The following is a 13,086-nucleotide window of genomic DNA, read 5'->3' on the forward strand; positions in this document are numbered from 1 at the left end:
GGCGCCGTCCGCTCGCTGGCGGCGGCGGGCGGCGCCCGGTACGCGGTGGCGCTGGTGGTGGACGCGCTGGGGGCCGGCCTGCTGCGGCCGTTCCTGCTGCTGTACGGCGTGAGCGTGCTCGGGCTGAACGCCGGACGGGCCGGGCTGGCACTGTCGTCGGGCATGCTCGCCGGGCTGGCCGTGGTGCCGCTGACCGGCCGTTGGATCGACCGCGGTGCCCGGAGCCGGCCGGTCGCGGCGACCCTGCTGGTCCGGGCGGCCGGCGTGGGGGTGCTGCTGACGGCACCCGGCACGGGGGCGTTCACGGCGGCGGCCGTGCTGCTGGGCATCGGCAGCCAGTCCTGGCCGACCACGCACGCGGCGATGGTGGCGACGCTCGCGGACGGCCGGGTCCGCGACACCGCGCTGGCGGCCGGACGTTCGCTGCGCAACGCCGGTCTGGGCGCGGGCGCGCTGATCGCCACGGTGGCGCTGGCCGGCGGCACGGGCACCCTGCGGGCGCTGGCGGCACTCACCGCCGCGGGCTGCCTGCTGGCGGCCGGGCTGGTGCTGTCGATGCGGGTGACTGCGGAGCGGGCGGAACGGGCGGCACCCGCGCAGGCCCCCGGGACCGCGGCGCCCGGGAAGGCCGTGCCGGGCACCGCCGGTCCCGGCCGGCCGGGACGGCTGGGACGGCTGGGACGGCTGGGACGGCTGGGACGGCTGAGCCTGGCCAACCTGCCGTTCGCGTTCTGCTTCGACGTCCTGGAGGTCGCGCTGCCCGCCCTCCTGGTGACCCGGCTGCACGCCTCCCCCGCCTGGTCGTCCGGGATCTTCGTCGGCAACACGCTGCTGGTGATCACGGCTCAGGTGGCGGTCGTGACCCGCCTGGCGCGGTACCCGCGCCGGACCGTGTTCGGCGCGGCGGGCTGGCTGCTCGCCCTGTCCTACCTGGGGTTCTGGGCCGGCGGCGGCCTCGGCGGTACCGCCGGTGCGGCCGCGGTGGCGGGCGTCTCGGTGCTGTACACCTTCGGCGAGATCCTCTACGCCGGGTCCGGTACGGCGCTGGTGGTGGCCGAGGCGCCGCCGCACCTGCTGGGCCGGGCGCTGGCCCGCTGGGAGCTGTCCACCGGTCTCGGCCGGGCCGCCGCACCGGCCGCCCTGACCGCCCTGCTCGCGGTCGGCCCGGGCGCCCTGTGGGCGGTCCTCGCCGGCTGCACGGCCCTGGCGGCGGTGGCGGTACGGCGCCTCGGCCCTGCCGCCTGACCCGGCCGCCCCGGACCCGGCCGCCCGACCCGGCACCGCCGGGTGGCCGGAACACCGCCACCGCACCACCTCGGCGCGGGCCTCGGGAGTAGGGTCCGACGGGTTGTCATGCATTCGGCACCGGTTGGCGGCCGGTTCGTCCCGGGTTCACCGGCCGGTCCGGCCGCGGCGCCTAGGGTGCGGGTCGGAATGCGCCGGAACTCCAGCAGGGAGCACAGCACATGACGAACCGTCCGACCGAGGAACAGTCCTCCCGCCGCTCGTTCCTGCGCGCCACCGGGGCCGTCGGCCTCGGGGTGGCCGCGCTGGGGGCCGCGGGTGCGGGCGAGGCCGCCGCCGATGACGCGTCCGGTCCGCAGCCCTCCGCCGCTCAGCGGCCGGCCGCCGGCACCCGGCCGCCGGTGCACACCGGAACCGGCCTCGACCGCCTGCCGCACCCGCTGGTCATCGGCCACCGCGGCGCCAGCGGCTACCGTCCCGAGCACACCCTCGGCTCGTACGAGCTGGCGCTGGAGCTGGGCGCCGACGTCATCGAGCAGGACCTGGTGCCGACCAGGGACGGCCAGCTGGTGGTCCGGCACGAGAACAACATCGCCGAGACCACCGACGTCGCCGACCACCCCGAGTTCGCGGGCCGCCGGACCACAAAGACGGTCGACGGGGTGGCGCTGACCGGCTGGTTCACCGAGGACTTCACCCTCGCCGAGCTGCGCACCCTGCGCGCCAAGGAGCGCCTGCCGCAGCAGCGCCAGCGCAACACCCTGTACGACGGCCGGTGGCCGATCCCGACCTTCCGCGAGGTCACCGAGTTCGCCGCCCGCCGCTCGCGCACCCTCGGCCGCGACGTGTGGCTGTACGTCGAGACCAAGCACCCCAGCTACTTCCGCTCGATCGGCCTCCCGCTGGAGGAGCGGCTCGCCGACGAGCTCCGCCGCGCCGGGCTGGCGGGCCGGCAGGGCCGGGCGATCCTGCAGTCCTTCGAGCCGAGCAGCCTCCAGCGCCTCGCCGAGCTGGTCGGCAACCCGCGGATCCAGCTGCTGAGCGGCCCCACCACCCAGCCGTACGACTTCGTGCTGGCCGGGGACAAGCGCACCGTCGCCGACCTGGTCACCCCCGACGGGCTGCGCTGGCTGGCCACCTTCTCGCACGGCCTGGGGCCGACCACCGAGCTGATCGCCCCGACCGACCCGGCCACCGGCCGACTCAAGCCGCCGACCACCCTGGTCGCGGACGCCCACCGGGCCGGGCTGGTGCTGCACCCGTGGACGGTCCGCAACGAGAACGGCTTCCTGCCCGCCGACTTCCGCCACGGCACCGACCCGGCGGCCTACGGCGACGCGATCGGCTGGGCGCGGCGGCTGTACGACCTCGGCGTGGACGGCTTCTTCACCGACAACTCCGACACCAGCGTGCTGGCCCGCGCGGACTTCTGGGCCTCCCACGAGGTGGGCTGACACCGGGTCACGGCCGGCGCGTCCACTCCGGGCCGCCGGCCGTCCCACGTTCCGGTGGCTCGCGACCGGCCGGGGCATGCGGGCGGGGCGGTGGTGGAAGGTCCGTCGCAGCAGCACCGACCGCCCCGCACCGGGAGGACGCCCATGCCCGCCGGCCACCTGTCCGACCTCGCCCGCCGCCCCGACCGGTCCTCCGTCACCCGGCCCTTGGCGTCGCCGACCCAGCCACCGGCGGCGCTACGGCTGCCCGCCGTCCGGCCCGTCCGGCCCTCCCGGGTCCGTCCTCCCGCCGGACGGTTCCTCCGGCGGGCCGGGAGCGGGGCTCCTCGGTGGCCGGCCGCGGGCCGGGATCCGGGCGACGCCGCCCGGCATCCGGCCGCCGTCGGTCAGCGCCCGGCGCAGCAGGAACTCGATCTGCGCGTTGGTGCTGCGCAGTTCGTCGGCGGCCCAGCGGGCGAGGGCGTCGTGGACGGCCGGGTCCAGCCGCAGCAGGATCTTCTTGCGCTCGGTCGCCACCTGACCACCTCGTCCACTGCTCGGTCCACTGCTCGGTCACTGGTACAGGGAGCCGGTGTTGACCACCGGCTGGGTGCCCCGGTCGCCGCAGAGGACGACCAGCAGGTTGCTGACCATCGCGGCCTTGCGCTCCTCGTCCAGCTCGACCACGTTGTCCTCGGCGAGGCGATCCAGCGCGAGGTTCACCATGCCGACCGCGCCCTCCACGATCAGGCGGCGGGCCGCGACGACGGCGCCCGCCTGCTGCCGCTGCAGCATGACCTGCGCCACCTCGGGAGCGTAGGCGAGGCGGGTGATCCGGGACTCGACGACCCGCACACCGGCGGAGGCGACCCGGGCGTCGATCTCGGCGGACAGCGTGCGGGTGATCTCGTCGGCGCTGTCGCGCAGCGACATCTGGCCCTCGGTGTGCGCGTCGTAGGGGTAGCTGTTGGCGATGTGCCGGACGGCGGTCTCGGTCTGGATGGCCACGAACTCGACGAAGTCGTCGACCTCGTAGAGGGCCTTCGCGGTGTCCTCCACCTGCCAGACGACCACGGCGGCGATCTGGATCGGGTTGCCGTCGGCGTCGTTGACCTTGGCGGTCTCGGTCTCGTGGTTGCGGATCCGGGTGGAGATCAGGCGGCGGCTGGTGAAGGGGTTGAGCCAGGTCAGCCCGTCGGCCCGGACGGTGCCGCGGTACCGGCCGAGCAACTGGACCACCCTGGCCTGGCCGGGGGAGACGGCGGTGAGCCCGCGGGAGACCAGCACCCCGCCGACGAACAGCAGCGGGCCGACGGAGACCAGGGTGGCGCCGAGCGCCGAGGGGTCGCCCGCCTGGGTGGCTATGCCCCAGACCGTGAGGCCCGCACCGCCGAAGATCAGCAGCAGGCTGAGCACCATCATCGGCAGCCCCGCCGCGCCGGTGATCACGCGTTCGGTGACCCGGGGCGCGGGCATCTCGACGCCGAAGCCCTCGACGGCGGCGGGTTCGGCTTGCGGTACGGACATGGCGGTCTGCTCCTCGGGACGGTACGGCACGTAACTATCATAGTGATATCACTTAACCTCGGCGCCGGGAACTCCCCCGCCGCCCGGCACGGAGACCGTCGAGGTGTGGCCCCGCCGCGGCCCGCCGCAAGATGGTGGATGACGGCCGTCCGACCCACCGGCCGGTACCAGGCGCCAGGAGAGGCCCGTGCACATCCCCCTCGCCGTGCTGTTCGCGCTGCTGACCATGCTCAGCAACGCACTCGCCGTGGTGCTCCAGCGCAAGGCCGCGCAACGGGTACCGCTGCACGAGGGGCTCGGCCGGGGGCTGATGGCCGGGCTGGTCCGCCAGCGGGTCTGGCTCGGGGGCATGCTGGCGGTCCTGGCCGCGGCCTGCTTCCAGGCGCTGGCGCTGGGCAACGGGCCGCTCTCGGTGGTGCAGCCGATCTTCGTGCTCGAACTCCCGGCCGCGCTGCTGCTGGGCAGCGTGATCCTGCGCCGCGGCCTGCCGCCGGACGCCTGGCGGGCAGCGGGTTTCGTCACGGTCGGCCTGGGCGTCGCGCTCGGGGCGGCCTCCCCCACCCCGGGCGACACCCAGGCACCGATGACCCGCTGGCTGGTCGCACTGGCCTGCTGTCTGGGCTCCGCCGCCGCCCTAACCGTCTCGGCCGCCCGGCGCCGTCCGGGCCCGGCCAGGGCCGCCGCCCTCGCCCTGGCCGCCGCGCTGTGCTACGCCCTGACGGCGGCGCTGCTGAAGTCGGCCGCCCAGACCTGGGAGACCGACGGCGCCGCCGGCTTCTTCACCGCCTGGCAGACCTACGGCTTCGCCGCGGTGGGCGTCACGGCGCTGTTCCTGCTGCAGCACGCCCTCCAGTCCGGCCCGCTGACCTTCTCCCAGCCCGCCCTGATCCTCGGCGACGCCGGCACGAGCGTGGCGCTGGGCGTGCTGCTCTACGACGAGCAACTGCGCGGCGGCTGGTGGGTGGTGCCGGAGGTGATCGGGCTGATGCTGATCATGGCCGGGATCGTGCTGCTCAGCCGCTCCAGCGCGGCCCGGAACCTGATCGGCCCGGAAGGCTCGGCGGAGCGGGCGTAGCACCCGCGCGAACGGCCCCGCGGGCGGCCCAGCAGGCGGCCCAGCAGGCGGCTCTGCAGGCGACCCTTCGGGCGGCCCCCGGCGGTCCGCGCCCGGACGCCCGGACATCGGCCGGGACCACCCCTTGACGAGGGTCCCGACCGTCCCGACCGTCCCGACCGTCCCGGCGCGCCCGGCGCCGGCCGGTGCCGGCCGGTGCTGGCCGGTGCTGGGCACCCGCCCCGGCGGCCCCGCCGAAGGCCCCGAGCCCGGGCGCCGGACCGGCCTCGGCCCGCCCCCGGTCGGGCGAGTCCCGATCGCGCGGGGCCCTGACGGGGTGTGACTGTGGGGGGACGAGGCAGGGGACGGCTCTGCCGTGGACCCGGGTGGATTCGTGGACAGAAGGTACGTGGGCAGGGCCGCGGGGACGCGGGGCGGCCGCCGGCAGGCGCTGGCCGCGGTGGCGCTGGTGGTGGGGGCGTTCGGCGTGGTCGTGGCGTGCGACTCCTCCGGTTCCGGCGGTTCGGCGGCGAGCAGCTCGGCCTTCTCCCCGAACCCGTCCGGCTTCTCCGGCTCACCGCCGTCGGCGCTGTCCTCGCTGGCCTCCTCCGCCAAGTCCGAGGTGTCGTCCGCGGCCGCCTCGCTCTCGGCGGCCGCATCCTCGTTCGCCGCCTCCGCCTCGGCGGAGGCGAGCCGGGGCCGGGCCGCGGCGGAGTCGGCGCTGGCCACCGCCGCCGGGCGCGGCAACGTCACCTCGGGCGTCACCATCACCGGGGTGCCGAAGGCCAGTTCCGGCGGCCTGAACGCCGCGGTGGTCACGGTGGTGAACACCACCTCCTCCCAGGCCTCGTACGCGGTGCGGGTCAACTTCTCGGACCCCTCCGGCAACGTGGTGGACACCAGCGTCCTCAGTTTCGAGAACGTCGCGCCGGGGGCGACGGCGAAGGAGACCGCGTTCAGCACCAAGTCGCCCGACCAGACGCTGGTGCCCACGGTGGCGCAGGCCGAGCGCTACTGAGGCGGGGCCGAAGGGTGTCCGGATGCCCGGCAGGGGCGCCCGGACACCCTTCGGCTACTGCCGAGTAGGGCTGTTTCGGCCGAGTTCACCTGATGCTCGACCGGCGTCTTGAAGGGCGTGGATCAGCGCGAGTTGACTACACAACACCTCGTCGACTGACGAGCCCCCGACAAGACTTAGCGGAGCATCTGATGCCCCAGTCCACGAGCCGCCGCACCCTGCGCCTGGCCGCCGCTGTCTGCACGGCGGCGGCGCTGCTCTCCCCGCTGGCCACCGCCCCCGCCTCCGCGGCCGCCGCCGAGAGCGCGCCCCTGACCGCTCCGCCGCTGAACGTGCTGACGTACAACACCTTCCTGATGAGCACCAGCCTGTACCCGAACTGGGGCCAGGACTACCGGGCCAAGGCCATCGCCGGGGCGGACTTCTTCCAGGGCCACGACGTGGTGGTGCTCCAGGAGGCGTTCGACAACGCGGCCTCCGACGCGCTCGCCGCCAAGGCCGCCGCGGCCTACCCGCACCAGACCCCGGTGGTCGGCCGGTCCAAGAGCGGGTGGGACGCCACCAGCGGCAGCTACAGCTCGACCACGCCCGAGGACGGCGGCGTGACGCTGCTCAGCAAGTGGCCGATCCTGCGCAAGGAGCAGTACATCTTCAAGGACGCCTGCGGCGCCGACTGGTGGTCGAACAAGGGCTTCGTGTACGCCGTCCTGAACGTCAACGGCCTGCGCACCCACGTGGTCGGCACCCACCTGCAGTCCACCGACACCGGCTGCTCCAGCGGCGAGCCCGCCACCGTCCGGGCCGCGCAGCTCACCGCGATGCGGGCGTTCCTGGACGCCAAGCAGATCCCGGCGAACGAGCCGATCGTGCTGGCCGGCGACCTCAACATCAACTCGCACGACTCCGAGTACCCGGCCCTGCTGGCCAACGGCAACCTCGCGCCCGCCTCCCAGCGGACCGGCTGGACCAACTCCTTCGACACCGTCGACAACTCCATCGCGGCCTACCGCTACCCCGGTGAGCCCAAGGAGGACCTGGACTACGTGCTGTACCGGGCCGACCACGCCCGCCCGCAGCAGTACACCAACCAGGTGTACCGCTTCCACAGCACCCCGTGGACGGTCAGCAGCTGGGGCAAGAGCTACACCTACAGCGACCTCTCCGACCACTACCCGGTGATCGCGGGCTGACCCGGCCCACCCCGGCCCCGGGCGGCGCGTCGTACAGGCGCCCGGGGCCGATCCGGGGGAGGGTGGTCGCATGGCCTGTCCGCCGACGACCGCGGGAGGTGCGGCGGCGTGATCCTCCACCCCGCGTACCCCGTCGATCCCTGGTGCCTGCGCGAGACTTCGCTGGACCTCGACGTGCTGGCGCAGAGCGAGTCGCTGTTCGCGCTCTCCAACGGGCACCTCGGCTGGCGCGGCACCCTGGACGAGGGCGAGCCGCTCGGCCTGCCCGGCTGCTACCTCAACGGCGTCTTCGAGCAGGAGCCCGGCTGCGACGGCGAGCCCGGCGAGCGGGTGCTCGACGTCCCGGACGGCCGCCTGGTGCGGCTGCTGGTCGACGACGAACCGTTCGACCTGCGCTACGGCCGGCTGCACCGCCACCGGCGCACCCTCGACCTGCGCAACGGCGTCCTGGAGCGGGACGTGGAGTGGACCGCGCCCTCCGGCCGCACCGTCCGGATCACCACCTCCCGGCTGGTCTCGCTCAGCCAGCGGGCGGTCGGCGCGATCGGCTACCGGGTGGAACCCGTCGACGGACCCGCCCGGATCGTCCTGCAGTCCGAACTGCTCGCCACCGCCGACGCCCTGGAGCCCGAGGACGCCGCCGCCGACGGCACCCGGCTGCACCTGCTGCACCGCACCCGGCGCAGCGGCCAGCGGATCGCCGTCGCCGCCGAGCACACCGTGGACGGGCCGCCCGGCACCGCCACCGCCGTCGAGTACGGTCCCCGGCTGGCCCGCCTGACCGTGACCGCCTCGCTCCGGCCCGGCCAGGCGCTGCGGCTGGACAAGCTGGTCGCGCACGGCTGGTCCGCGGTCCGCTCCCGGCATGCCGTGCGCAGCCAGGTGGACGCGGCCCTGGCCCGCGCCGCGGCGACCGGACGGCAGGCGCTGGCCGAGGAGCAGCGGGCCGTGCTGGCCGGCTTCTGGGGCGGCGCCGACGTCGAGGTGGACGGGGATGCGGAGGTCCAGCAGGCCGTCCGGTTCGCGCTGTTCCAGCTGTTCCAGGCGGGCGCGCGGGCCGAGCAGCGGGCCCTCGCCGCGAAGGGCCTGACCGGGCCCGGCCACGACGGGCACTGCTTCTGGGACACCGAGACCCACGTCCTGCCGGTGCTCACCTACACCGCGCCGCAGCTGGTCGCGCAGGCGCTGCGCTGGCGGCACGCCACCCTGCCCGCCGCGCGCCGCCGGGCCCGCCGGCTGGGGCTCGCGGGCGCCGCCTTCCCGTGCCGGACCATCGACGGCGAGGAGTGCGGCCCGCACCGGCCGGCCGGTGCGACCGCGTTCCACGTCAACGCCGGGATCGCCGACGCGGTGGTGCACTACACCGCGGCCACCGACGACCTGGTGCTGGACCGCGAGGCCGGGCTCGAACTGCTGGTCCACACCGCCCGGCTGTGGCGCTCGCTCGGCCACCACGACCCGGCCGGGGTGTTCCACCTGGACGGCGTGAGCGGGCCGGACGAGTACGGCGGCACCGCCGACGACAACCTGTACACCAACCTGATGGCCCAGCAGAACCTGCGGGCCGCCGCCGACGCAGCCGAGCGCAACGCCGACCTGGCGGTGGCGCTCGGGGTCAGCGACGAGGAGACCGCCGCCTGGCGGGACGCCGCGCTGCACCTGGCGGTGCCGTTCGACGAGCGGCTCGGCGTGCACGAGCAGTCGGCGGGCTTCACCCGGCACCAGCGCTGGGACTTCGCCGCCACCGGACCCGGCGGGTACCCGCTGCTGCGCCACCACCCGTACTTCCAGCTGCAGCGTCGGCAGGTGGTGCAGCAGCCGGACCTGGTGCTGGCACTGTTCCGGCGCGGCGAGGCGTTCGGGCCGGAGCAGCGGGCCAGGGACTTCGCCTACTACGAGGAGCTGACCGTCCGGGACTCGCCGATCGCGGCCGGGGTGCAGGCGGTGCTGGCGGCGGAGACCGGGTTCCCGGAGCTGGCGTACGACTACCTGGCCGAGACCGCGCTGCTGGACCTCGGCTCCACCGCGCACGACCTGCGCGACGGGCTGCGGCTGGCGGCGCTGGCCGGGACCTGGCTGGCGCTGGTGGCCGGGTTCGGCGGGCTGCGGCACCAGGGCGACGTGCTGTCGTTCGCGCCGCGGCTGCCGCCGGGCCTGGCCCGGCTGGCGTTCACCGTCCAGTTCCAGCGCCGCACACTGCGCGTGGAGGTGACCGCCGACCGGGCCGGGTACACCCTGCTGGAGGGCGCCGAGATCCAGCTGTGGCACCACGGCGAACCGCTGACCATCACCCGGGACACGCCCGCGCACCGGCCCGTACCGGCGCTGCCCGGGCGGCCCGCCCCCACCCAGCCGGCCGGTCGCCGGCCCCGCAACCGGCGCCGGTCGGCGGACCGCGCCGGCAGACAGGAGTGACCCAGATGCCCATCGCCACCGTCAACCCCGCCACCGGCGAGCTGTTGGAGGCCTTCACCCCGCTCGACCACCAGGAGCTGGAGCTGCGCCTGGCCCGCGCCGCGGCCACCTTCGAGGGGTACCGCACGACCGGCTTCGCCGACCGGGCGGCGATGCTGCACCGGGCCGCCGACCTGCTGGACGAGGAGCAGGAGCGGATCGCCCGGACCATGACCACCGAGATGGGCAAGCCGATCGGCTCGGCCCGCGCGGAGGCCGCCAAGTGCGCCAAGGCGATGCGCTGGTACGCCGACCGGGCGCCCCTGCTGCTGGCGGACGAGCACCCGGCGCAGGCCGACGTGGCCGACTCCGGGGCGTCCTCGGTGTACGTGCGCTACCGGCCACTGGGTGTGGTGCTGGCGGTGATGCCGTGGAACTTCCCGCTCTGGCAGGTGGTCAGGTTCGCGGCCCCCGCCCTGATGGCGGGCAACGTCGGGCTGCTCAAGCACGCCTCGAACGTGCCCCGCACCGCGCTGTTCCTGGAGGAACTGTTCGCCCGGGCCGGGTTCCCGGCGGGCTGCTTCCAGACCCTGCTGATCGAGTCCGGCGCGGTGGAGGGCGTGGTCCGCGACCCGCGGGTGGCGGCGGTGACGCTGACCGGCAGCGAGGGCGCCGGCCGGGCGGTCGCGGCCGCCGCCGGGGACGAGGTGAAGAAGACGGTGCTGGAGCTCGGCGGCAGCGACCCGTTCGTGGTGCTGCCCTCCGCCGACCTCGAGCAGGCCGTCAGGTGGGCGGTGACCGCCCGGGTGCAGAACAACGGCCAGTCCTGCATCGCGGCCAAGCGCTTCATCGTGCACACCGAGGTGTACGACGCGTTCGCCGCCGCGTTCATCGAGCGGATGGGTGCGCTGAAGGTCGGCGACCCGCAGGTGGAGGACATCGAGGTCGGACCGCTGGCGACCCGCCAGGGCCGCGCCGACCTGGAGGAGCTGGTGCAGGACGCGCTCGCGCTCGGCGCGGTGGCGGAGTGCGGCGGCGAGCGGCCGGCCGGTCTGGACGAGGGCTGGTACTACCGGCCGACAGTGCTGAGCGGGGTGACGTCCGCGATGCGGATCCACCACGAGGAGGCCTTCGGTCCGGTCGCGACGCTGTACCGGGCCGGGAGCCTCGACGAGGCGCTGACGCTGGCCAACGACACCCCGTTCGGGCTGAGTTCCAACGTGTGGACCGCCGACGCCGCCGAGCGTGACCGCTGCGTGCGCGACCTGCGGGCCGGCGGGGTGTTCTTCAACGGCATGACCGCCTCGCACCCCGCCTTCCCGTTCGGCGGTGTCAAGCGTTCCGGCTACGGCCGGGAGCTGTCGGCCCACGGCATCCGGGAGTTCTGCAACATCACCACCGTCTGGCTGGGGCGCTGAGCACCCCGATCACGCCACCGGGTACGGATGCGGCGGCTGCCCCAGCCTGGGGTGGCCGACCGCCCAGCCGGCCGTCAGCACCACCGTGGTCAGCCAGATCGCGCTCATCACGGCCAGCGCCACCGGGTCGTTCAGCTGCACCACGATCAGGGTCGCCCCGATCGCCAGGCCCCACCAGAACGCCAGCGCCAGCGCCGGGGTGTGCCGCAGCGCCGTGGTCAACCGCCTGTGCAGCGGAGCGGGCTTGCGGTGTGTCGGGCCGTGGAGCTGTCCGAGGTCGTAGGTCGTAACCATGGCGCCCACCTCCTGGGTCTGCCGCACCTGGTCCGTGCGCCGTCCCCCTGGTGACCACGATAGGGCCGCCCGGGTGATGCGGCGTGCCGAGCCGGGGGCCGGGCGGGTACCGCTCCCCCGTGGAGATCCATCCGATGCTGGCCACCGCGAGCGACCGGCGCGACTTCGACGGCGGCTGGCTGCTGGAACGCAAGCTCGACGGCATCCGGGCGCTCGCCCGGCGGGACGCCGGCGGGGTGCGGCTGCTGTCGCGCACCGGCAAGCCGCTCGGCGAGCGCTACCCGGAGCTGGTCGAGGCGCTGGCCGCCCAGCCGGTCCCCGAGTACACCGTCGACGGCGAGATCGTCGCGCTGGCCGGCGGGGCCACCAGCTTCGCCCGGCTGCAGCAGCGGATGCAGCTGCGCGACCCGCGGGCGGCGGCGGCCGCGGGCGTGCAGGTCACCTACTTCCTGTTCGACCTGCTGGACCTGTTCGGCCACGACACCACCGCGCTGGCCCTGACCGATCGCAAGGAACTGCTGCGGGAGTCGCTGGTCTACGGCGAGCGGCTGCGCTTCACCGAGCACCGGCGGGCCGACGGCCCGGTCCCGCTCGCCGAGGCGTGCGCGCAGGGCTGGGAGGGGCTGATCGCCAAACGGGCCGACAGCCGCTACCTGCCGCGGCGCTCCGCCGACTGGCTGAAGCTCAAGTGCGAGGCGGGTCAGGAGCTGGTGGTCGGCGGCTTCACCGACCCGGCCGGCAGCCGCGCCGGGTTCGGCGCCCTGCTGCTCGGCTACCACGAGGGCGGGCGGCTGCGGTACGCCGGGAAGGTCGGCACCGGCTTCGACACCCGCACGCTGCTGGCCCTGCGGGGCGCACTGGACGCGCTGGCGCAGCCGGACAGCCCGTTCGGCGGGCCGGTGCCGGAGCGCCGGGTGCACTGGGTGGCACCGCGCCTGGTGGTGCAGGTCGGCTTCACCGAGTGGACCAGGGACGGGCGGCTGCGCCAGCCCCGCTTCCTCGGGCTGCGCCCCGACCGGCCGGCCGCGGAGGTGGTGCGGGAGTACCCGCTGCGGGGGTGACCCGTCCGACGGCGCCCGGGGTGCGCGGGTACCGGGGTCCGCCTAGGTTGCCGCTGGGGGGCGGTCCTACAAGAGGTGGAGACGTCCATGGCAGGGAAGTTCGAGATCTACCAGGATTCCGCGGGCAACCACAGGTTCCGGCTCAAGGCGAGCAACGGGTCCGTCGTGGTGACCGGCGACCCGGAGGAGTCGCTCGAGAAGTGCATGAAGAGCATCGAGTCGCTCCGCAAGCTGGCGCCGTACGCGCAGGTCCAGGAGGTTTCGCAGGCGCAGGCCCTGGCCTGAGCGCCCCGCTCGCCCGCACGGGCGCACCCGGGCCGGCCACCGTCGCGGTGGCCGGCCCGGCGGCGTGCCCGGGGCCGGTGGGCGGCCCGCAGCCGTGCATGGGATCTCCGCGAAAGCCTCACAGCCGGTACCTGTCGGGGCCCGCCGTGCCGTACGTAGGGTCCCTG

At 75.1% G+C, this 13,086-nt stretch carries 12 protein-coding genes; 9 read left to right on the forward strand and 3 right to left on the reverse strand.

Features of this window, described 5'->3' with window-relative positions; all coding sequences use genetic code 11:
• Both AA75_RS04855 and AA75_RS04860 read left to right on the forward strand, forming a co-directional pair.
• A partial coding sequence (locus tag AA75_RS04855) for an MFS transporter (protein ID WP_033818491.1) occupies positions 1–1,245 on the forward strand: 1,245 nt, incomplete at its 5' end.
• A gap of 221 nt (positions 1,246–1,466) precedes the next feature.
• Positions 1,467–2,699, forward strand: a complete 1,233-nt coding sequence (locus AA75_RS04860) for a glycerophosphodiester phosphodiesterase (protein ID WP_033818492.1) — start codon at positions 1,467–1,469, stop codon at positions 2,697–2,699.
• Positions 2,700–2,936: 237 nt separating this feature from the next.
• Here AA75_RS04860 and AA75_RS04865 read toward each other — a convergent pair whose 3' ends face one another.
• Positions 2,937–3,215 (reverse strand): hypothetical protein, encoded by a 279-nt coding sequence (locus AA75_RS04865; RefSeq protein ID WP_033818493.1) that lies wholly within the window; start codon positions 3,213–3,215, stop codon positions 2,937–2,939.
• A gap of 36 nt (positions 3,216–3,251) precedes the next feature.
• Positions 3,252–4,154 (reverse strand): SPFH domain-containing protein, encoded by a 903-nt coding sequence (locus AA75_RS04870; protein ID WP_033818502.1) that lies wholly within the window; start codon positions 4,152–4,154, stop codon positions 3,252–3,254.
• 238 nt (positions 4,155–4,392) lie between these two features.
• Between AA75_RS04870 and AA75_RS04875 the strand changes: the two genes are divergently transcribed.
• From AA75_RS04875 to AA75_RS04895, 5 genes are all read left to right on the forward strand, one after another.
• The gene (locus AA75_RS04875) at positions 4,393–5,280 is read left to right on the forward strand and encodes a DMT family transporter (RefSeq protein WP_033818494.1); all 888 of its coding nucleotides are present in this window, start codon (positions 4,393–4,395) and stop codon (positions 5,278–5,280) included.
• Positions 5,281–5,668: 388 nt separating this feature from the next.
• Positions 5,669–6,277: a hypothetical protein gene (locus AA75_RS04880; RefSeq protein ID WP_033818495.1), complete on the forward strand. Its 609-nt coding sequence runs from the start codon at positions 5,669–5,671 to the stop codon at positions 6,275–6,277.
• 191 nt (positions 6,278–6,468) lie between these two features.
• Positions 6,469–7,467: a sphingomyelin phosphodiesterase gene (gene sph / locus AA75_RS04885; protein ID WP_033818496.1), complete on the forward strand. Its 999-nt coding sequence runs from the start codon at positions 6,469–6,471 to the stop codon at positions 7,465–7,467.
• A 108-nt stretch (positions 7,468–7,575) separates the two neighbouring features.
• On the forward strand, positions 7,576–9,882 hold the full coding sequence (locus tag AA75_RS04890) for a glycoside hydrolase family 65 protein (RefSeq protein WP_033818497.1): 2,307 nt from the start codon (positions 7,576–7,578) through the stop codon (positions 9,880–9,882).
• Between the two features lie 5 nt (positions 9,883–9,887).
• Positions 9,888–11,279, forward strand: coding sequence for an NADP-dependent succinic semialdehyde dehydrogenase (locus AA75_RS04895; protein WP_033818498.1), 1,392 nt, complete (start codon positions 9,888–9,890; stop codon positions 11,277–11,279).
• Positions 11,280–11,288: 9 nt separating this feature from the next.
• Here AA75_RS04895 and AA75_RS04900 read toward each other — a convergent pair whose 3' ends face one another.
• The gene (locus AA75_RS04900; protein WP_055731231.1) at positions 11,289–11,573 is read right to left on the reverse strand and encodes a hypothetical protein; all 285 of its coding nucleotides are present in this window, start codon (positions 11,571–11,573) and stop codon (positions 11,289–11,291) included.
• Positions 11,574–11,707: 134 nt separating this feature from the next.
• On the opposite strand from AA75_RS04900, the gene ligD reads away from it, so the two are divergent.
• Together ligD and AA75_RS04910 are read left to right on the forward strand one after the other, a co-directional pair.
• Entirely contained in the window at positions 11,708–12,634 is a 927-nt protein-coding gene (ligD, locus tag AA75_RS04905; RefSeq protein WP_051811862.1) for a non-homologous end-joining DNA ligase, read from the forward strand.
• An 87-nt stretch (positions 12,635–12,721) separates the two neighbouring features.
• Positions 12,722–12,919: a DUF1508 domain-containing protein gene (locus AA75_RS04910; RefSeq protein WP_033818501.1), complete on the forward strand. Its 198-nt coding sequence runs from the start codon at positions 12,722–12,724 to the stop codon at positions 12,917–12,919.
• Positions 12,920–13,086: the final 167 nt, after the last annotated feature.

It is taken from the genome of Kitasatospora sp. MBT63, assembly GCF_000710465.2.
Classification (GTDB): domain Bacteria; phylum Actinomycetota; class Actinomycetes; order Streptomycetales; family Streptomycetaceae; genus Kitasatospora.

Excerpts from the sequence above, each read along its gene's own strand:
- AA75_RS04900 (WP_055731231.1), bottom strand. The coding sequence starts at position 11,573 with ATGGTTACGACCTACGACCTCGGACAGCTCCACGGCCCGACACACCGC.
- AA75_RS04910 (WP_033818501.1), top strand. The coding sequence starts at position 12,722 with ATGGCAGGGAAGTTCGAGATCTACCAGGATTCCGCGGGCAACCACAGG.
- AA75_RS04870 (WP_033818502.1), bottom strand. The coding sequence starts at position 4,154 with ATGCCCGCGCCCCGGGTCACCGAACGCGTGATCACCGGCGCGGCGGGG.
- sph (WP_033818496.1), top strand. The coding sequence starts at position 6,469 with ATGCCCCAGTCCACGAGCCGCCGCACCCTGCGCCTGGCCGCCGCTGTC.
- ligD (WP_051811862.1), top strand. The coding sequence starts at position 11,708 with ATGCTGGCCACCGCGAGCGACCGGCGCGACTTCGACGGCGGCTGGCTG.
- AA75_RS04895 (WP_033818498.1), top strand. The coding sequence starts at position 9,888 with ATGCCCATCGCCACCGTCAACCCCGCCACCGGCGAGCTGTTGGAGGCC.
- AA75_RS04860 (WP_033818492.1), top strand. The coding sequence starts at position 1,467 with ATGACGAACCGTCCGACCGAGGAACAGTCCTCCCGCCGCTCGTTCCTG.